This window comes from Paraglaciecola sp. (genome assembly GCF_030730205.1).
Classification (GTDB): Bacteria; Pseudomonadota; Gammaproteobacteria; order Enterobacterales; family Alteromonadaceae; genus Paraglaciecola.
On the sequence record NZ_JANQVQ010000301.1, the window covers coordinates 1 to 19,323 of the forward strand.

The window sequence follows — 19,323 nt, forward strand, 5'->3', positions numbered from 1 at the left end:
AGACACTCATCAAGTGAGTGCCCACACAGATTGTCTTGTTATTAATTGTTAAAGAACGTTTAAACAACTCATCGCTGAGTAGTTAAGGTAACCATCTTAAATCGCTACCTGGAATCTTTCTCACTTTAGGCCGAAGCCTTGGTCGTTTCAGCGTTTTAAAGTCTGTCCCGAAGCGAGGAGGCGCATTATAGAGAAGCTATCACCACTTGCAACACCTTTTTTAAAATAATTGTTTAAGTGGTTATTATTCCAACAAAATACGGTTTTTTGCTTTTAAATGCAGCAATATTGATAGTGATTTTGGTAACCTTTATCAAGTTGCAAACTTTAAATAGGGTTAGTTATGACATTACGCCGTTACAAAAAGATTTATCCCTCGATAGATGAAAGTTGTTATATAGACAATTCTGCGGTGCTGGTTGGTGATGTTGAGTGTAAGTCAGATGTCAGCATTTGGCCTTTAGTTGCAGCAAGAGGTGATGTGAATTACATCAAAATTGGGGCCCGCTCTAATATTCAGGATGGTACCGTTTTGCATGTTAGTCGAGCCAGCGAAGTTAATCCTCTTGGGTTTCCTTTAGTTATTGGTGAGGACGTGACTGTTGGGCATAAATGTATGTTGCATGGTTGCACATTAGGTAATCGAATATTAGTGGGCATGGGCGCCATCATCATGGATGGGGTTGTAGTAGAAGATGATGTATTCATTGGTGCTGGTAGTTTGGTGCCACCCAATAAAACATTAGCGTCAGGCTATCTGTATGTAGGTAATCCTGTAAAACAAGTTAGACTCTTGAAAGAAAGCGAATCAGCTTTTTTGAAACAATCTGCATTAAACTACGTAAAGCTTAAAAATGAATATATAAGCGAAGTTAACTAGCGCAGCAGATCTATATGAAGATGAACTTCACCAGCAGAGTTGGTCTTTTCATCTTTGATCATAGACTCCAAATATTCTTCAATATCAAACTGGTGGCTGATATAAAATGCGGTCAAAGACACTTCATCAGCTCCAGTAATAAAGCAGTGAATCAACTGGCCTTGGGATAACGCATCTATTTTTATACTTTGGGATTCTTGCATATAGACTGCACCATCCAATATTTGGATGAGTTGATTCATAAAGCTTCTCTGAGTTTATGGATCACCGGATCAACGGAAGGCCTTACACCTCTCCAAACATAAAAGCTTTCTGCTGCTTGCCCCACCAGCATACCTAAGCCGTCATATACGTGTTTGACGCCTAAATTACTGGCATGTTGCATAAACACTGTTGGCCTATCTGCATAGCTCATGTCATAGACAAAACTAGCAGCAGCAATAATATCGGATGAAACCGCTGGCAGTTCAGCACTTAAACTGGCAGAAGTAGAATTAATTATGAGATCAAAACACGCATCATTGCTTTGTAAGTCATCAAAACCACAGCTTTGTAAATTGGCATTTTGAATTAGGGATGCTAGTTGCGCAGCTTTCGATGGGGTGCGATTTGCTATCATTAACGTTGCGGGTTTTTGTTCCATTAAAGGTTGTAATACGCCGCGAGCGGCCCCACCCGCACCTAAAATTAATATGCGTTTATTGTTAAGTGGAATAGCTAAGCGAAGGAGGTCTTTTACCAAGCCTGGGCCATCAGTGTTATCACCAAAGACACTACCATCTTTTCGCAATTGTAAGGTATTGACTGCGCCTGCAATTGTTGCCCTAGTTGAACGCTCATTAGCAAACTCAAAGGCCGCTATCTTAAACGGTGCTGTCACATTCGCGCCGCTACCGCCTTGAGAGAAAAAATGGGAAATTGCAGCTTCAAATCCATTGACGGGAGGCTCAATTCTTATGTAATCGAGAGCCTGCTCGGTTTGCGCTGCAAATAAGGTATGTATTAATGGTGATTTGCTTTGGCTTATTGGGTTACCAAAAACGGCGTAGTGATCCATGAGTACTTAGTTAAGTCTTTTAAAACAATAAAGCAAGGTTAACTGATTTAAGAACAAGACTGAACTAAGGTTTAAGAGAAATTCTTACATTAATGTGGCCATTGTAAGGCACAAAACGCAGTCACAATGGCCAAAGAGTTTAGTACTTGTAACCAATCATCAGTGAAAAAACCCAAGGATCAATATCCACAGCGACTTTGCCAGTCGTATTAAGTACATCAAATTTCGCTTCAGTATCGATGTCAATATATCGCAATGATGTATTTAATAACCAATTTTTGTCCAATTCGTAATCAAAACCAACCTGCACTGCTAAGCCCCAAGAGTTATCTAAACTTAAGTTAGAAAACGACTGTACTTGTCTGGGTGCTGCAAATTTTTCATCAAAAAATATTGTGTAGTTTAAGCCTGCTCCTAGGTATGGCTTTAGGGCTGTAGCAGTATCAAAGTAATACAACAGACTAATCGTTGGGGGCAGATGCTTAGTATTGGCTAACTTTCCATCTCCTAAACCTAAGGCGTTATCTGTGGTATTGACTAATTTGATATCATGAGAAAAGGGCGTTGCAGCTAACACCTCAATGGCTAAATTTGCGTCAAGCATATACACAAAATTTAAGCCTAGCTGGGTGTTATTGTTAACCTCTGCGGCCATGCCCACATTGCCAACACCGTCAACAGTCACGGCGCTGCTGTCGTCATTTGGCGCAACTGTCGTTAATCCTCCTCTCACAATGATGTCGCCGTGCTCGTAGGCCCATGAACTACCAGCACTTAACAAACCAGCCATTAATACCGTTTTTAAAACACTTGTTACTTTTATCATTATTGCACTCCATTAAATTAATGACGCAAGTGTAAGGCCACGAATTAGAAAAACATTGATCTGGCTCAAGTTTAAAAGCGGAGTGATAAATTTTGCTCAACAACCTTAAAGCAAATGGGCAAGCCCTTTGCCTTAAGGCGCAGTTACTAACAGTGTGTTATTTAATCCAAGTGCGTGGATGCAAGTAGTCTTTATACAAAACTTCTTCAGCGCTACCTGGCAGTGGTTGGTAATCATATTGCCACTTAGCTAAAGGGGGCATAGACATTAAAATTGACTCAGTGCGTCCACCACTTTGTAACCCAAAAAGTGTACCGCGGTCGTAAACAAGGTTAAATTCCACATATCGACCTCTTCGATATAGCTGAAAGTCTCGCTCTTGTGGGGTGTAGGTTAATTCTTTGCGTTTTTCCATAATAGGAATGTAGGCATCCAAAAAACCATCGCCGACAGCTTGCATAAACTTAAACGAACGCTCAAAACCCCATTCATTAAGATCATCAAAAAACAAGCCCCCTACTCCCCGGGTTTCATTACGGTGCTTTAAATAAAAATAATCATCACACCAACTTTTGTAACGGGTATACACATCATTTCCAAAAGGCTCACACAACTTATGAGCAACGTTGTGCCAATGCATGACATCTTCTTCGATAGGATAAAATGGAGTAAGATCGAACCCACCACCGAACCACCAGACGGGTTCTTCACCGTCTTTTTCAGCAATAAAAAACCTTACATTAGCGTGAGTTGTGGGTATTTTAGGATTGTGGGGATGAATAACTAGTGATACCCCCACGGCTTGAAAACTGCGACCTGCCAACTCTGGCCTCGCTGCCGTAGCGGATGGCGGTAATGTGCCACCATAAACATGGGAGAAATTAACACCGCCTTGCTCGATAACAGCACCACTGGTTAATACTCTAGTGCGGCCACCTCCGCCTTGCTCGCGCTCCCAATTGTCTTCGATAAACTCACCACGACCATCTGCTAACTCTAATGTTTGGCAAATGTTGTCTTGAAGCTTAAGTAAGTAGCGCTTAACTTTTTCTAAATCAATGTTTGTATTGGACGACATGGTTTAACTTCCCCTTATTACCTGTCCGCTGATACCGTGGCGGATCATGCTAGGATTTGATGCCCCTCCAAGCTCACCTTCAATTATTGTTACTTGACTAGCAAACTGTTCAACAACCTCGTTTGTGGACATGGCTGCTGGCAAACCAGACACATTGGCACTAGTTGAAATCATCGGTTTTTGAAATAGCTCACACAATTCTTTGACTAAAGGGTGTGCAGAAACTCTAACTGCGATAAGTTCTGACCCACCAGTGACCCAAATTGGCGCAGTTAACTTTGCAGGCAAAAGCCAAGTATTAGGCCCTGGCCAACTTGTAAATATCTCTTGTTTATTTCTTTCAGGGATGGCTTTATCTTCAACGTAAGGTAACAACTGCTGGTAATCGTTAGCGACTAAAATTAGCCCTTTAGCGATATCTCGCTGCTTCAATTTCAACAAGGCCATGACCGCAGACTCGTTGTCGGGATCACACCCCAACCCGAATACTGCTTCTGTGGGATAAGCAAATATCTGCCCCTGGGTAAATTTTACTCGCAGAGATTCTGCGTATCGTTTGTCTAACATGAATTCAAATAACTGTAATGGTAGATGTGGAAGTGTAAAGCACCGCGCTCCCTCTATAAAGATAATAAGCGCTTATTATTGTTCTTGCTTATGTCCACAGGCTCGCTGCGGGCACTGAAGAACAAGACCTTGCGCTGTTTTTTTCTCAATCATGACAGGCCATTCGCACGCTGCGCATGAAATAGCGACTGGAGTGGAGTTGAGCACATATTTGCATTTAGGGTAATTATCACAGGGATAAAACTGTTTACCGAATTTGTTGGCTCGTTTGGTCAAGTAGCCAACACTGCAACTGGGACATTTAATCTTGTTGTCACTTGATTGCTTGCTGGACTCAATGTAAGTACAAGCAGGAAAGGTACTGCAACCAATAAACAAGCCAAAACGGCCTTTTTTAATGACAAGATTTGCATCACAAACGGGACACTGCGAGCCTTCAATAACTTTTACATCTGCCGTTTCATATTCATGAAGAGGCTTAGAAAAATCACACTCGGGGTACTGACTACAGCCGATGAACGCACCGGATTTACCGTGCTTTATTTTCAACGATGATTGACACTTTGGACACAAGTCCGTGACCTGTTCCAAAGCATGTTCGTTGGCATTGAACAACGAGTGGTCGATTTTAGACATTATCTAGCACTCGTTGAAATACACATATGACAAAACTAGTGTAAAGGTCCTTCAGGCTCTTCAAACAATAAGTCTTCCATTTGTGCATAAGCATTTTCTTTTCCGGGTACATTAAATAACACCATTAACACTACCCATTTCATGTCTTCAAGGCAGAATTCTTTCGATTCGATTTCCATGACTCGGTCAATAACCATTTCTCGAGTAGATGAATCGAGCACGTTAATCTGCTCTAAAAACATCAAAAAGCCACGACACTCAACATCAAGACGCATTTCTTCGTCGTGAGTGTAAATGCGGGTGGAATATGTTGCAGTGCCTTTAACAAGATATGGATTAATATCTGTCTCTTGAAGGGCAGCCAACTTCTCTAACCAAGATAAAGCCTTATAAATCTCATCATGGTGAAAACCCGCGCGAATAAGTTCATCTGTGAGCTCATCTTGGTCGACGCGAATTTCAGTTTCACTGTGAATGAAGTTTTCAAATAGATACATGAGGATATCGAACATGTTATTTTTCCCCCAATTTGATGTAGCCGCCGGAAACAGCAACCACTAAACCACGCAACTCATATTCTAATAATTGTGACATAACCTCTGACGCCGGCATGCCGCTGCGCTCAACCACCATATCTAGTGGTGTGGCTTCAAAATCTACACTATCTAACAAACGGTCTGTTGCCAAGCTTTCAGTGCAGTTTTTTTGTGATTTAATTTCACTTGTATTAATTTTGTTAAATTCACGTTCAGCAAACTCTTCATTTATATCGGCAACATCAGCAACTAATTTTGCTCCTTGTTGTATCAAATAGTGGCAGCCTTTAGATAAGGGGTTATTAATATTGCCAGGAATGGCAAATACGTCACGGTTTTGTTCTACTGCATACCGTGCGGTAATAAGCGAGCCACTTTTTAGAGCCGCCTCTACCACTAAAGTTCCGAGTGATAAACCACTTATAATTCTATTACGTCTGGGAAAGTTTTCTGGTTTAGCTGGCGTTGCAGGCGGGAACTCAGAGAGGATTACGCCACCAGCGGCAATAATATTCTCAGCTAACCTGAGGTGCCTTTTAGGATAGACAGTATCTATCCCAGTACCTAAGACAGCGATAGTGATACCCTTAGCCGCTAGCGCCCCTTCATGAGAAAACCCATCGATACCCAACGCTAGACCACTTGTCACTGTCCAACCTGACAAGCTCAAGCCCTCAGCAAAAGCCTTAGCATTAGCCTTACCCGCAATACTGGGATTACGACTTCCTACCATGGCTATTTGCAGATTAGCTAATTTTTTGGCATCACCAATACCAAAGAGAAGCATCGGAGGACTGGATATTTCAGTCAGTAAAGCCGGATAAAGTGCATGTTCAAAAAAAAGAATAAAGTGCCTTGGGTCACTGTGAAGCCAGGATAAGGTTCTTTGAACGCTTGGCTCATCTGCCTGTTGAATAGCGTCAATTTGCTGAGGTTTAAATCCTATCTCGTGCAGATCGTTTGGCCTCATAGAGAGAATATCAGTCGCTTGGCACATCAACTTTCTCTTTAGCTTATTCAGACTTGCAACACCGAAGTTGGGGATGGACGATAGTTGCAGCCATTTTGCAATTTCCTCATCGTGGTATTGTTCACTGTCAACGTCCCGTTGCATCCCCCACCTCATGTGTTTTAGGGTTTAGCTACAATCGCTCCCCTCCTTATCACTGTAGATGAACGAGTGATAAGTGCATAACTAGCCTTGTCAAAAACTTTAAATACAACCAATTCACCCACTTTTAACGCGGGCTGAACAATATCGCTGTCGAGAATAAAGGCATTGGCAAGCGGGTCATTCTCGCCTTTGTATTTGGGCGAGACATCATCAATGATATTAGGGCCTTGCGTATAAATACCCATCACTGTGCCTGCAGAGACTAGGTCACTGCCTAAATCAATAATGACGACGTTGTATTTACCTAAAAGACGGTGTTGCTCTAAGTCGTCAATGATGAACCCTCGCTGCTCTTCAGCTGCACTCAAAATAATAGTGGTAGGCTCATTTTCTTGCTGAGGGGCTAATCTGTCGCCACGTTGCACTTCATGATTAGCATCCTCTATCTTAACGAGTCGTTGACCTTTAATATCGGAATCGATCACTTCGGCATTCGCCACATGCCTAACTTGCAAGCCAATAAAATTACCCGACATATCGTAAATTTCATTTTGCTTATGCAGTACATTATAATTTTTTTGTCGCGAACGAGATGCTTTACTTAGCGTAATGTTATTACTGGCAAATAACACTGAACCGTCTTGATTGCCCAAAATGTAGGGATGACGGTCATATTCTACTTGCTGCATAATCTGATCATTTTCAATAAAGGGCCGAATAGTTGACCATGGCAAAGCCGGAATGGGATCGGGCATTTTAACTGTTTTATTGCCTTGCGGAGACATTTTTATTTCCGCTTTGCTAGGCTGACGAACTAACTCAATCACCGTTTCTCCTTGCTCGTTTTTGCTTAAGCTCAGTTCATCACCGGGATAAATAAGATGTGGATTCGTAATATGGGTGTTGGTTCGCCACAATTCGGGCCACAGCCACGGCTTGTCTAAATACATTTTGGAAATATCCCAAAGCGTATCGCCTTTTTGCACAATATATTTTTGTGGCGCGTCGTGTTTGATATTAATGACATCGGCCCAACATAGGATGGGTACTAGCATTAAAACCGTAAAAAAAGTCAGTATTTTTTTGCTCATCATTATCTAAGCCTTGGCACTAGCACTATTATGTTTTCGATCCATTTAGGCTAGAATAGCCCAAAGATGACGATATTAAATAGTCAATTCTATTTGCACGTATAGTTAACAATACATGCAATACAAATATTTGATCCATTTTTAGCTAAAAATGGAAAGCCGTTAAAACATGGTTCAGTACAAACGAATGAACCCTTATTAGTAGAAAGTATTATGGCCATATTAGAAGTATTACGTTTTCCCGACGAGCGTTTGCGAACCGTAGCAAGCCCCGTTGAACAAGTAGATAAATCTATCATTTCACTGATCGATGACATGTTAGAAACCATGTTAGACGAAAAAGGAATTGGCTTAGCCGCTACTCAAGTTAACGTTCATAAACAGGTTGTTGTAATTGATGTGTCGGAAAAACAAAACGAACCATTAATATTAATTAATCCCGTGATAACCCACAAAGATGGGCTTACCATTAGTGAAGAGGGCTGCCTATCCGTTCCGAATAACTATGCAAAAGTTGAGCGTGCCGAGAATATTTCAGTCAAAGCGTTAGATAAAAATGCAAAGGAATTCACCCTAGATGCGGATGGATTGTTGGCAATTTGTATTCAACATGAATTAGACCATCTTAAAGGCAAGTTATTTGTGGATTATTTATCTCCTCTAAAACGCCAGCGGATTAAAACTAAACTTGAAAAAGAAGCTCGTTTAGAAGCAAGAGGCTAAGAAAAGTATTGAATACTCCTTTAAAGGTTATATTTGCTGGCACACCAGAATTCGCGGCAATCCATCTTCAAGCTTTAATTGATTCTCAGCACGAGATCATTGCAGTCTATAGTCAACCAGACCGCCCTGCGGGCAGAGGCAATAAACTGCAAGCCAGTGCCGTTAAACAACTGGCTGTGCATCACAACATACCGGTTTTTCAACCATCTTCATTAAAAAATACCGAGGTACAAGAGCAACTTGATGCGCTCAATGCTGACATTATGGTGGTTGTCGCCTACGGGCTTTTGTTGCCGCAAGCGGTTTTAAATATACCTAAACTCGGTTGTTTGAATGTACATGGCTCCTTATTACCAAGATGGCGAGGCGCAGCCCCTATACAACGAGCAATTTGGGCAGGCGACAGAGAAACAGGTATAACTATAATGCAAATGGATGTGGGTTTAGATACCGGCCCCATGTTGCATAAAAGTATTGTTACCATTGATGCCAAAGAAACCAGCGCGAGCCTTTACCAAAAATTAGCTGAATGCGGCCCTCAGGCACTAGTGACGTGTTTAGATGATATTCATTCACAGCAGTCAGAAGTCCAAGATAATGAGCAGGCAAACTACGCCAAAAAGCTCAGTAAAGAAGAAGCAAAGATAGATTGGCAATTGAGTGCTGAACAGCTTGAACGAAATAGCCGCGCTTTTAACCCCTGGCCCATGAGTTTTTTCGAAATCGGCGAATTAACGATAAAAGTATGGGAGTGTGATGTTGTGGCGCAAACTAAGAATGAGCATCATCAAATAGGCGAGATATTAACAGTTAGTAAACAAGGTCTTTTAGTTCAAACAGGAAAAGACTGTTTGCTGTTAAAAAAGTTACAGCTGCCGGGTAAAAAACCAATGAACATTGCAGACATTCTAAATGGCCGCGCTGACTTATTCTCTGTTGGATCGCTAGTGTCTTAATGAAAGCAAACCCCAATAAAAGAACACAACGAAATTTGCGAGCCGACGCAGCAACGGTTATCTTTACTATTCTTGAAAAAGGTCAAAGCGCACGCGAGTGTTTGCCCGCTATGCAAGAATTGCATAAAGATCAAGACAAAGCATGGTTACAAGAAATGGTTTACGGGGTGTTAAGACAATTACCCCTTTTGCAGTATTGGTTAAGAGCCTTATTAGAAACCCCTTTAAAAAATAAGTTTAAAATTACTGAACATCTGATTTTGCTCGGTTTTTACCAATTGGCTTTCAGTCGAGTCAGCCAACACGCTGCAGTGTCTGAGACCGTTGAGGCTTGCAGGTCACTTCGGGTTGAATCTATGCGTGGTTTAGTCAACGGCATATTGCGCAATTTTATACGAAATGAAACCAGCCAACAGACACCTAGCGATGAACAAATTAACTCAGGTTTACCTAAATGGTTGTATAAAAGGTTGGCTGTTGCTTACCCACAATCATTAACAGACTTAATCCAGCAAATAGAAAGCAAAGCCCCCATTTGGCTAAGGGTTAACGCAAAAAAAATATCATCTCGTGATTTTCAGCAAGAGCTCAGTCAAAAAGGTATCGAATATACCTTGTCCCCCCAACATCCTCACGCCCTTATACTCAACAAAAGCGTTGATGTGACCAGCTTACCAGGCTTCGAATTAGGCTGGTTTGCCGTTCAGGATGGAGCAGCACAGTTGGCAGCCGCTTATTTGGAACCGCAAACACACGACAACATTTTAGATTGTTGTGCGGCTCCTGGAGGTAAAACCGGACATTTATTGGAAGTTACTCATGATCTAGTACTAACAGCCCTAGAAATTGATAAGCAAAGAGCCAGCAAAATTGAAGAGAACTTAGCGCGTTTGGGGCATCAAGCCACATTGTTGATTGGTGATGCAAGTCAGCCCCAGACCTGGTGGGATGGTAAACAATATGATCGCATTCTACTTGATGCGCCTTGCTCAGCTACTGGCATCATTAGACGTCATCCTGATATAAAGTGGTTACGCAAAGCCTCTGATATTCAAGCTCTAGTTACAATACAACATGATATATTGGATGCGCTTTGGCCTCTGTTAAAAGAAGGAGGCATATTACTGTATGCTACATGCTCAATTTTACCTGAAGAGAACCATCAACAAATGGCTGCTTTTTTATCCCGCACAGCTAATGCGCGACTAGATACCAGCTTCAAACATGACGCACACCAGCCAGGCCGACAAATTCTGCCAGGTGAACAGCAAATGGATGGTTTTTATTATTGCAGATTGATAAAGTCTGGTGAAAATCTTGGCTAAATTCCAACTCGTTATATTCGGAAAAATATGAAAATTATCATTCTTGGCGCAGGACAGGTTGGAGCGACACTTGCTGAAAATTTAGTGGGTGAAAAGAACGAAATAACCGTTATCGATTCAGACGCTGATACCCTAAGAAACCTCCAAGACAGATTAGATTTGCGAGTAGTACATGGTGTTGGGTCTCACCCTGATGTGCTTAAAAAGGCTGGTGCTGAAGATGCCGACATGTTAATCGCTGTGACCAATAGTGATGAAAGTAACATGATGGCTTGCCAAGTAGCTTACAGTTTGTTTAAAACGCCCACCAAAATTGCTCGCGTTCGCTCTGAGCAATACATCATTTATCAAGAGCAACTTTTTAAGCATCAAGATGTACCCGTTGATCATCTCATCGCTCCAGAACAACTTGTCACAAAAGCCATTAAACGACTTATTGACTATCCTGGCGCTTTACAGGTTGTAGAATTTTCTAATGGCCGGGCCAGCTTAGTGGCGGTAAAGGCTTACTACGGCGGGTTACTGGTTGGTCATGCTCTTTCTACATTAAAAAGTCATATTCCAAACGTTGATACGCGAGTTGCCGCAATTTATCGCCGTGGCAGGCCAATACGCCCCTTGGGTACGACCATTATAGAAGCGGACGATGAAGTGTTTTTTATTGCTGCAACTAAACACATTCGCACAGTAATGAGCGAGCTGCAGAAACTAGAATCAAGTTACAAACGCATTATGATTGCAGGTGGTGGCCTCATTGGTGCAGGTTTAGCTAAATTATTAGAACACAATCACAACGTTAAACTAATTGAATATAATCAGGAACGAGCAAAATATCTTTCAGCCCATCTTGATAAAACCATCGTTTTTTGTGGTGATGCTTCCGATCACGAATTATTAACCGAAGAAAACGTGCAGCAAGTTGATGCTTTCATTGCGGTCACCAATGACGATGAAGCGAATATCATGTCAGCCATGCTCGCTAAGCGACTTGGCGCCCAAAAAGCCATGGTGCTTATTCAGCGTGGCGCCTATGTAGATTTGGTGCAAGGTGGTGAGATAGACATAGCCTTTTCACCGCAGCAAGCCACTATTTCAGCTTTACTCACGCATATCAGGCGTGGTGATATAGTCAATGTCTATTCTCTACGCCGTGGGGCTGCTGAAGCTATTGAAGCAATTGCCCATGGAGACGAAAACACCTCGAAAGTAGTGGGCAGAGAAATCAGACAAATTAAACTTCCCCCTGGCACAACAATCGGAGCAGTGGTTAGACGAGAAGAAGTCATTATTGCTCACAGCACCACAAAAATTGAAGCTAATGATCACGTTATTTTGTTTTTAGTTGATAAAAAGTTTATCGGTGATGTTGAAAAACTGTTTCAACCCAGCGCCTTCTTTTTTGGTTAATAAAAATTTGCAAAATTAAGCTACTAAGCGTGGTCTACATAATTTGCGGTAGCCATGTTCATGGCCAGAATATTTAGTATTTTTATCTACTTTTCAAGCAAGTAGTGAAACGTCAACATTAAACGAATCAGCTGTGTAAATCAGCTCTACCCTCGCTAGTCAAATTTTATACAATCAAAACTTAACATCGCTGTTTTTTTAGGCTACATTAGAAAAAAAGCTCAGTTTGCCGCACCGTAGCCGCTTACATTTATGCACTTTTAAGGAGGAAAGTTATGAAGAGTTGTATATTCAAATCTTTCGCAAATACTGCTAAAAAATTACTCGCTTTGACATTATCCATAGCACTAATAGGTAATGTGTTCGCTCAAGAATCTGAAGATGAAGAGTTGGCTAGAATGCAAGCTCAACTTAATGCCAATGTCCTATCAAAACCCTTTTTGGCTGAAAAACCTCAAGAAGTTGATGCATACATAAAAAGTATGATTGAAAAAAAGGTTAAACCTGAACCATACCAAGGTACATATTGGCGACCAGGTTATACCTGTCGAGACCTCCTGCGCTACAACTGGACCGAATATCGCAATTGCCGTTACTACTACCAGTATTACGGAAGATATTATTAAACTAAAACACCCTAAACCTCACTGGCAGTTGAGCAGTCGCCAAAAAACAAAATAGGAAAAACAACATGTTTTCAAGGAACCGCTCTTTAAATGCCCTTATCTTTGCTTTGGTTGCACTTACTCTTTCAGGATGTGCTGCCGTTCATACTTCAATAGCTAAAAAAGATTTGGATGTACAAACTAAGCTCAGCACCTCAATTTTTGTTGACCCCGTCGCACCAGAAAAAAGGAAGATATACTTAGAAGTGAGGTCAGCCGTAATGGAGTTTGACCGAAATGCGTTCAGAGATGCATTAGTTAGCCAAATAACGACTAGCGGAAACGGTTATGCAATAGTAGATAGCCCTGAAGAGGCACAGTACACCATGAGTGTATTCGTACGTAATCTTGAAAAAGCATCGCCCACTGCTGCAGAAGGTTATTTAAGAACTGGTTATGAAGGCGTTGCAGCAGGAACTGCGGTTGGGTATGTGGCAGGTGGCAGTTATAGAGACGCTGCTGCTGGAGGCATTATTGGCGGCTTGGTTTCAACGGCAGCCAATGCCTTTGTAAAAGATGTCACTTACTTATTAGTCGCAGATATTCAAATTAAAGAACGCGCTCGAAAAGGTGTATTAGTGCGCAGAGACTCTAAAATTAATACGCAAATCTCTGATGATGGAGCCACCACTCAAACTTACTCTGAAGCAACTAATCAAAAAGAATATCGCACCCGTGTAGTGACAACAGCTAACAAAGCTAACTTAGAACTTGAAGAAGCACAGCCTATTATGTTCGATAAAACGGCTTATGCTATGGCCTCATTTTTTTAGCCATTATAAAACAACCTAGGACACAATCTACTGCGTCTTAGGTTGCTCTATCACTTCTTCAAAAAAGCAAATGGGAGAGTCAAAGTGGAGACTAACGGACGCTATATTAAGAAACGTGTAATCTTCGTTGCAGCAATATTTCCAATCCTCACATCAATAACATCAATTGCACAACAGTCTGACGAAGAGATGATGGCAGAGGCACAACGTAAGCTAAATGCCGATGTATTTGGGATGAATCAGGCCCCTGTACCACAACGCTCAGAATTAGAAATTTACATAAGCAATGCCCAACAAAACAATATCCGCCCCAGAGAAAACCCTCCTGGCTATTGGACAACTGGATACACCTGCGCCCAACTCGAGCAACGGTCATATATCGATTATCGAGACTGCATGTATTACTACCATGTTTATGGTCGATACTGGGCTTATCCAGTTGTGGTTGTGAGAGCCCCTGTTGTGGCGGAACGAAAAACCGTTACTAGAAGTAGCCAAAATTTTAATATTTCTGAAGAATATGACGAAGATGCATTAAATGACTATTACAAGTGGCTTAAAAATTATGCGCCAATGATGAATACGATCGGTATGGTAACATCAGAACAAATCAAACAAAACTCAGCAAAAGGCTTTAATTACCAATCCTTGTTTACCTTGTTATCAAGTTCCTTAGAATCCCATAAGATTGAATTGGAGGCGTGGCCATTAGAAATGAGGAAAAAAGCATGGGATGCCATGGGCAAACGTATTGAATCACATAGTAAATTATTTGAAAAATACCGAGCCTTAGCACTAGAAAACGAGGCTATTGATCCATCGTTTAAACAGTCTTTAAAAAGCATAAGCCTTATCGAAAAGGAGTCGTTTTTAAGCGAGTAATGTCATACGTAGCTTAGTCCTAGTTATCACTAAGCTACAGTATTAACTGCGCCAAAAGGTAGGAGAGAATAAAACAAGCAGTGAGAAAACCTCTAAACGGCCAAATAACATGGCTAAAATTAATAACCACTTACCACTATCGGTTACATCAGCGTAGGTTCCTGCCACCGAGCCCAAACCCGGGCCTAAATTATTTAATGTGGCAGCCGTTGCAGTAAAAGCTGACACATCATCCATTCCCGTACCAATTAAACACACCATAATGATGACAAAAATCATGGCATAAGCAGAGAAAAAGCCCCAAACGGCTTCTACCACTCTATCTGGTAACGCTCTTCCACCGACCTTGACAGAATAAATCGCTTTGGGATGAATAAGCCTGTTCACTTCACGCTTTCCTTGCAGAAATAACAAAAACACTCGGATGACTTTCAAGCCACCACCGGTTGACCCCGCACAGCCTCCAACAAAACTAGAAAATATCAAAAGAATGGGTAAAAATGCCGGCCAATGCGCAAAGTCAGTTGTGGCGAAGCCGGCCGTAACACTAAAGGACACAGCTTGAATCAGGGCTTGGTCTAGGGTGGTTCCCGCATCTTCAAACCAAGAGTATTCAATCAAAGTGATGAAACAAATTAATACCAAGCTAATTTGTAAGATAAAAAAAACTTTAAGCTCTGGGTCGTACAAATAGCCCTTAAGCGTGCGCCCGCTCACTGCAGCATAATGTAGAGCGAAATTTAATGCGGCAATCCACAAAAAAACAACGCATACAATGTTAACCGCAACACTGTCAAAATAGCCTAAGCTGGCATCATAGGTTGAGAAACCGCCAATGGCGACCGTTGAAAAAGAGTGGCAGATGGCATCAAACCAATCCATGCCTGCAAACCAATAAGCAATGGCACATGCAACGGTGATTGAAAAATAGATATACCAAAGATGCTTAGCGGTATCAGCTATCCTTGGCGTCATCTTTGAATCTTTAACGGGCCCTGGGGTTTCAGCTCGATATAACTGCATACCACCAACACCTAAAATGGGTAGAATCGCGACGGCTAGTACAATGATCCCCATTCCTCCAAACCACTGCAACTGTTGTCGATAAAACTGTACCGCTTTGGGCAAATAATCAATGCCCTCAATGACCGTTGCACCTGTAGTGGTTAAGCCAGAAAATGCCTCGAAAAATGCATCGGTAATTGTCATTTCTGGTTGTTCTAGTAATAAAAACGGTAAAGCACCAAAGCTAGCCAGCACGGTCCAAAATAATACAACAATTAAGAATCCTTCCTTTGCCCTGAGATCTTTACGGTAGCGGCGGTTAGGATACCAAATTAATAAGCCTGTCACTAAGCACAATACAAACGCCAGTAAAAAAGGCAGACCACTACCATCTTGAAATATTAAAGAAACGATAGCCGGCGGTATCATCGTCACACTGAACAGTGCGACTAATAAGCCAAGAATTCTGACAATGGTGCGGTATTGCATAGTTTAAATTAAACCCACAGCTGTATTTCAATACTATGAACGAACAAGTAAAGAGAGTTTATTGCTAAAGCATCTGTAAATCATTGATTTATTCATCATATTATTAAATAAGCTTAACCTTATACAACATCATGCATATACAACGCTGTTTTATGCTGTTCTTTTATGGGTAAGGATAGGTCAAATAATTTGAAACATATTTATCCGCGTTTATCTTAGGAGTTTCTTTGTGTACACACACTAAATAGCTACACTGCCCCATGGATAAAAAAGAGAATTTCAAATGAAAAACATGGTTCAGGGGTTCTTATGCTCACTCATATTATACTCGCTCTCAAGTAGCGCGATTACGCAAGTTGAAGACGTACAACAATTTACCCTGAAAAACGGTATGAAAATTATTGTCTTAGAGGACCAATCGATCCCTAATGCTAATATGTATCTTTTTTGGCGAGTAGGCTCACGCAATGAATACCCAGGCATTACCGGACTATCACACTTTTTTGAACATATGATGTTCAATGGGGCTAAAAAATATGGCCCCAAACAGTTTGATCAAGCCATGGAAGCCGCCGGCGGTGCTAACAACGCATATACCACAGAAAACTCAACGGTCTATACGAACTGGTTTCCAAGTGAATCAATGGAGTTGATGTTTGATTTAGAAGCAGATCGCATAGAAAATTTAAGTATTGATGCTGACGTTGTTGAAAGTGAAAGAGGTGTAGTAACTTCTGAGCGCTCAACTGGCTTAGAAAATTCAAATTTTCGAGTAATAAGCGAACAAGTAAAAGCGGCTGCGTTTAGAGCGCATCCATATAGCTGGTCAGTTATTGGTCATGAGTCCGATATCGCAAATTGGAAGTTACAAGATCTGGTGAATTACCACAAAACATATTATGCGCCAAACAACGCTACGGTTGTGGTTGTAGGAGCGGTTAAGCTTAGTGAAGTCGAAAAATTGGCTAAACAATATTTTGAACCAATTCCTGCACAAACACCTCCTCGAGAAGTTCATACTGTTGAACCTCAACAAACAGGAGAGAGAAGGGTTTATGTGCAAAAATCATCGGTTTCAACGCCAAATATAGTTTTAGCTTATCATGTTCCAGAGACGCAAAACCCCGACTATTATCCCCTATCCATTTTAAATAGCATCCTAAGTGGTGGGAATAGCTCTCGTTTAGTTGCATCTCTAGTATATAATTCAAAAGTTGCAAGCGAAGTATTCACTTACTTACCTATGTCAATAGATCCTAATTTGTTTTACGTGAGTGCAGTGGCAGCGCCGGGAGTATCAAGCAGTGAATTAGAAAAAGTGTTGATCAATGAAATCAATATTGTCATCAAAAAAGGAATAAGTGAGCAAGAATTACAAAAGGTGAAAAACCAAGCCTTAGTTGATTTTTATAGAGAAATGGCAACCATAAACGGTAAAGCCAATACCATAGGTAGCTATGACTTTTATTTTGGAGATTATAAAAAGCTTTTCGATGTACCCGAGCAGTTATCCAAAGTGAGCGTTGAAGATATACAACGAGTCGCAGCCAAGTATTTGATAAAAGCTAACCGTACAACAGGCATATTAGCATCAGAGGAAGATAGCAGTGAAAATGACCTTTAAATCCATTCTCCTAATCGTTTTTACTGTGTTCAATGCAACAGCATTTTCAGCTGAATTCATCCTGCCTAAATACCAGAAAGTTGTGTTAAAAAATGGCTTAACCATTTATTTGATGGAGCAACATGAAGTTCCTCTGATCGACGTTTACATGGTAGTAAAGGCAGGCGCTACAGTCGATACAAAGCCGGGTTTGGCAAAAGTTACCGCAGAAAACTTGTTGCTTGGCACAAACAACCTATCTCGCTCTGAGTTTGAGCAAAAAGTTGAATTTGTTGGTACTCAAATTGATTCTGGGGCGGCTCAGGAATATTCATTTATTAGTGCTTCAATGGCCAAGGCAGACCAAAACTTAATTATGCCCTTATTAAAAGATGCACTTTTAGCCCCGGCTTTTAATGACAACGAATTTATAGCTCAAAAGGAACGGCTAATATCGAATTTAGAGCGCAAAAAAGAAAGTCCTAGAGCAGTAATTGGTGGCTATTTTAATGCGTTACTATTCAACAATACGCCTTATGCAAACGATGTTGACGGAGACCCAGTTTCAATCGAACAAATGAAGTTATCAGACTTGCGGCAATTCCATAAAGATTGGTACACGCCTGACAACACTGCGATAGTTGTTACTGGTGATTTTCAAACTCAAGAAATGGTAAAGGTCTTAACGGGACTATTTGGCCAATGGCAAGGAACCCACAAAGAAATAGCTACTACGTTTACACTTACCCCACCCACTCGCGCAAATGTATTGCTGGTTAACAAGGACGATGCAACCGAAAGCACATTTATGATTGGTGGCCTTGGCATTCCGCGTGACAATAAAGACTTTGTAGCTATCTCAGTGGTTAATACCGTTTTAGGAGGACGATTTACGAGCTGGTTAAATGACGAGCTTCGCGTCAACAGTGGATTGACATATGGGGCAAGAAGCCGCTTCGATACCCTTTCACAAGGTGGCAGTTTTGCCATTTCTACGTTTACCAAAACAAGTACAACTTTAGAAGCAATTGATTTGGCCTTAAGTACTTACGCTCGATTGTGGGAAAAAGGAATTGACCTTAAAACCCTAGAGTCAGCTAAATCTTACGTAAAGGGTCAGTTTCCACCCCGTTATGAGACATCACGTGATTTAGCTATGCTGTTGGCAGAAATGTTTGTTTACGACTTTAATGAGGATTACATCAATACCTTTGCTCAACAAGTTAACCTGCTCACTCCAGAGCGTAGTAGACAAATTATCTCTCAGTACTTTCCAAAAGATCATTTGCAGTTTGTTGTCATTGGCAAAGCAGAATTGCTAAAAGACCAGTTAAATCGCTACGGAAATGTCAGTCAAACCGATATTAAATTTGATAAATCCCCCAAGTAATATTTGTCAACGTGGCCATAATTATTGTGGCCACTTTTTTATGTAGGCAATTTAAAAATCGGTCCTCTAATCTGAGTTTTAAAAAATCTTGGATCAAACCTAGCTGCAGCCTGCACCGAAAATGACTTATACTTTTTACAGGTAGAACAACTAAAGTTTATTATAAATTTGTATGAAAAAAGTACTTTAATTAATCCTCTTTTGTGTGTATCTTCATCAACCTGATTTTAACTTAGTTATTTTCCTCTCAAAGTTATCCACAAATCAGTCAAATAAAACTTGACCTTCAATGGAAATAAACAAACCTTTATTTTTAAAGG

The 19,323-nt window shown here is 41.0% G+C and carries 20 protein-coding genes; 10 read left to right on the top strand and 10 right to left on the bottom strand.

The annotated features are described in order from the left end of the window. Positions 1–343 precede the first annotated feature (343 nt). Complete coding sequence (locus tag NWQ57_RS19425; RefSeq protein ID WP_306023839.1) at positions 344–880, top strand: gamma carbonic anhydrase family protein; 537 nt, start codon at positions 344–346, stop codon at positions 878–880. Here the strand turns inward: NWQ57_RS19425 and NWQ57_RS19430 are convergent. The 9 genes from NWQ57_RS19430 to NWQ57_RS19470 form a co-directional block, all read right to left on the bottom strand. Next, the gene (locus NWQ57_RS19430; protein ID WP_306023840.1) at positions 877–1,122 is read right to left on the bottom strand and encodes a DUF1488 family protein; all 246 of its coding nucleotides are present in this window, start codon (positions 1,120–1,122) and stop codon (positions 877–879) included. The two genes, NWQ57_RS19425 and NWQ57_RS19430, sit on opposite strands and share 4 nt — an antisense overlap. Further along, positions 1,119–1,937 (bottom strand): shikimate dehydrogenase, encoded by an 819-nt coding sequence (gene aroE, locus NWQ57_RS19435; RefSeq protein ID WP_306023841.1) that lies wholly within the window; start codon positions 1,935–1,937, stop codon positions 1,119–1,121. The genes NWQ57_RS19430 and aroE overlap by 4 nt, the downstream gene beginning before the upstream one ends. Before the next feature lie 139 nt (positions 1,938–2,076). Continuing rightward, entirely contained in the window at positions 2,077–2,763 is a 687-nt protein-coding gene (locus NWQ57_RS19440; RefSeq protein ID WP_306023842.1) for an OmpW family protein, read from the bottom strand. A 157-nt stretch (positions 2,764–2,920) separates the two neighbouring features. Further along, positions 2,921–3,841: an oxygen-dependent coproporphyrinogen oxidase gene (gene hemF, locus NWQ57_RS19445; protein ID WP_306023843.1), complete on the bottom strand. Its 921-nt coding sequence runs from the start codon at positions 3,839–3,841 to the stop codon at positions 2,921–2,923. 3 nt (positions 3,842–3,844) lie between these two features. Continuing rightward, positions 3,845–4,408 (bottom strand): Sua5/YciO/YrdC/YwlC family protein, encoded by a 564-nt coding sequence (locus NWQ57_RS19450; protein WP_306023844.1) that lies wholly within the window; start codon positions 4,406–4,408, stop codon positions 3,845–3,847. A gap of 75 nt (positions 4,409–4,483) precedes the next feature. Further along, complete coding sequence (locus tag NWQ57_RS19455) at positions 4,484–5,044, bottom strand: type I DNA topoisomerase (RefSeq protein WP_306023845.1); 561 nt, start codon at positions 5,042–5,044, stop codon at positions 4,484–4,486. 35 nt (positions 5,045–5,079) lie between these two features. After that, positions 5,080–5,556 carry a DUF494 family protein gene (locus NWQ57_RS19460; protein ID WP_306023846.1) on the bottom strand — a complete coding sequence of 159 codons (477 nt, stop codon included), beginning with the start codon at positions 5,554–5,556 and terminating at the stop codon, positions 5,080–5,082. A 1-nt stretch (position 5,557) separates the two neighbouring features. Then, positions 5,558–6,694, bottom strand: a complete 1,137-nt coding sequence (dprA, locus tag NWQ57_RS19465) for a DNA-processing protein DprA (RefSeq protein ID WP_306023847.1) — start codon at positions 6,692–6,694, stop codon at positions 5,558–5,560. A gap of 17 nt (positions 6,695–6,711) precedes the next feature. Beyond that, a complete protein-coding gene (locus tag NWQ57_RS19470) occupies positions 6,712–7,788 on the bottom strand; it encodes a LysM peptidoglycan-binding domain-containing protein (RefSeq protein WP_306023848.1) in 1,077 nt (358 codons plus the stop codon). 210 nt (positions 7,789–7,998) lie between these two features. On the opposite strand from NWQ57_RS19470, the gene def reads away from it, so the two are divergent. From def to NWQ57_RS19505, 7 genes are all read left to right on the top strand, one after another. Continuing rightward, complete coding sequence (gene def / locus NWQ57_RS19475; RefSeq protein WP_306023849.1) at positions 7,999–8,508, top strand: peptide deformylase; 510 nt, start codon at positions 7,999–8,001, stop codon at positions 8,506–8,508. Between the two features lie 8 nt (positions 8,509–8,516). Continuing rightward, entirely contained in the window at positions 8,517–9,464 is a 948-nt protein-coding gene (gene fmt, locus NWQ57_RS19480) for a methionyl-tRNA formyltransferase (RefSeq protein ID WP_306023850.1), read from the top strand. After that, positions 9,464–10,789 carry a 16S rRNA (cytosine(967)-C(5))-methyltransferase RsmB gene (rsmB, locus tag NWQ57_RS19485; protein WP_306023851.1) on the top strand — a complete coding sequence of 442 codons (1,326 nt, stop codon included), beginning with the start codon at positions 9,464–9,466 and terminating at the stop codon, positions 10,787–10,789. The genes fmt and rsmB overlap by 1 nt, the downstream gene beginning before the upstream one ends. Positions 10,790–10,816: 27 nt before the next feature. Continuing rightward, positions 10,817–12,196: a Trk system potassium transporter TrkA gene (gene trkA, locus NWQ57_RS19490; RefSeq protein ID WP_306023852.1), complete on the top strand. Its 1,380-nt coding sequence runs from the start codon at positions 10,817–10,819 to the stop codon at positions 12,194–12,196. Between the two features lie 275 nt (positions 12,197–12,471). After that, positions 12,472–12,822 (top strand): hypothetical protein, encoded by a 351-nt coding sequence (locus tag NWQ57_RS19495; RefSeq protein ID WP_306023853.1) that lies wholly within the window; start codon positions 12,472–12,474, stop codon positions 12,820–12,822. Between the two features lie 65 nt (positions 12,823–12,887). Next, positions 12,888–13,634: a complement resistance protein TraT gene (locus NWQ57_RS19500; protein WP_306023854.1), complete on the top strand. Its 747-nt coding sequence runs from the start codon at positions 12,888–12,890 to the stop codon at positions 13,632–13,634. Between the two features lie 84 nt (positions 13,635–13,718). Beyond that, positions 13,719–14,516 carry a hypothetical protein gene (locus NWQ57_RS19505; protein WP_306023855.1) on the top strand — a complete coding sequence of 266 codons (798 nt, stop codon included), beginning with the start codon at positions 13,719–13,721 and terminating at the stop codon, positions 14,514–14,516. 42 nt (positions 14,517–14,558) lie between these two features. Here NWQ57_RS19505 and NWQ57_RS19510 read toward each other — a convergent pair whose 3' ends face one another. Further along, positions 14,559–16,010, bottom strand: coding sequence for a TrkH family potassium uptake protein (locus NWQ57_RS19510; protein WP_306023856.1), 1,452 nt, complete (start codon positions 16,008–16,010; stop codon positions 14,559–14,561). Positions 16,011–16,293: 283 nt separating this feature from the next. On the opposite strand from NWQ57_RS19510, the gene NWQ57_RS19515 reads away from it, so the two are divergent. Both NWQ57_RS19515 and NWQ57_RS19520 read left to right on the top strand, forming a co-directional pair. Beyond that, positions 16,294–17,634, top strand: coding sequence for a M16 family metallopeptidase (locus tag NWQ57_RS19515; RefSeq protein WP_372340950.1), 1,341 nt, complete (start codon positions 16,294–16,296; stop codon positions 17,632–17,634). Continuing rightward, positions 17,624–19,003, top strand: coding sequence for a pitrilysin family protein (locus NWQ57_RS19520; protein ID WP_306023865.1), 1,380 nt, complete (start codon positions 17,624–17,626; stop codon positions 19,001–19,003). The genes NWQ57_RS19515 and NWQ57_RS19520 overlap by 11 nt, the downstream gene beginning before the upstream one ends. Positions 19,004–19,323: the final 320 nt, after the last annotated feature.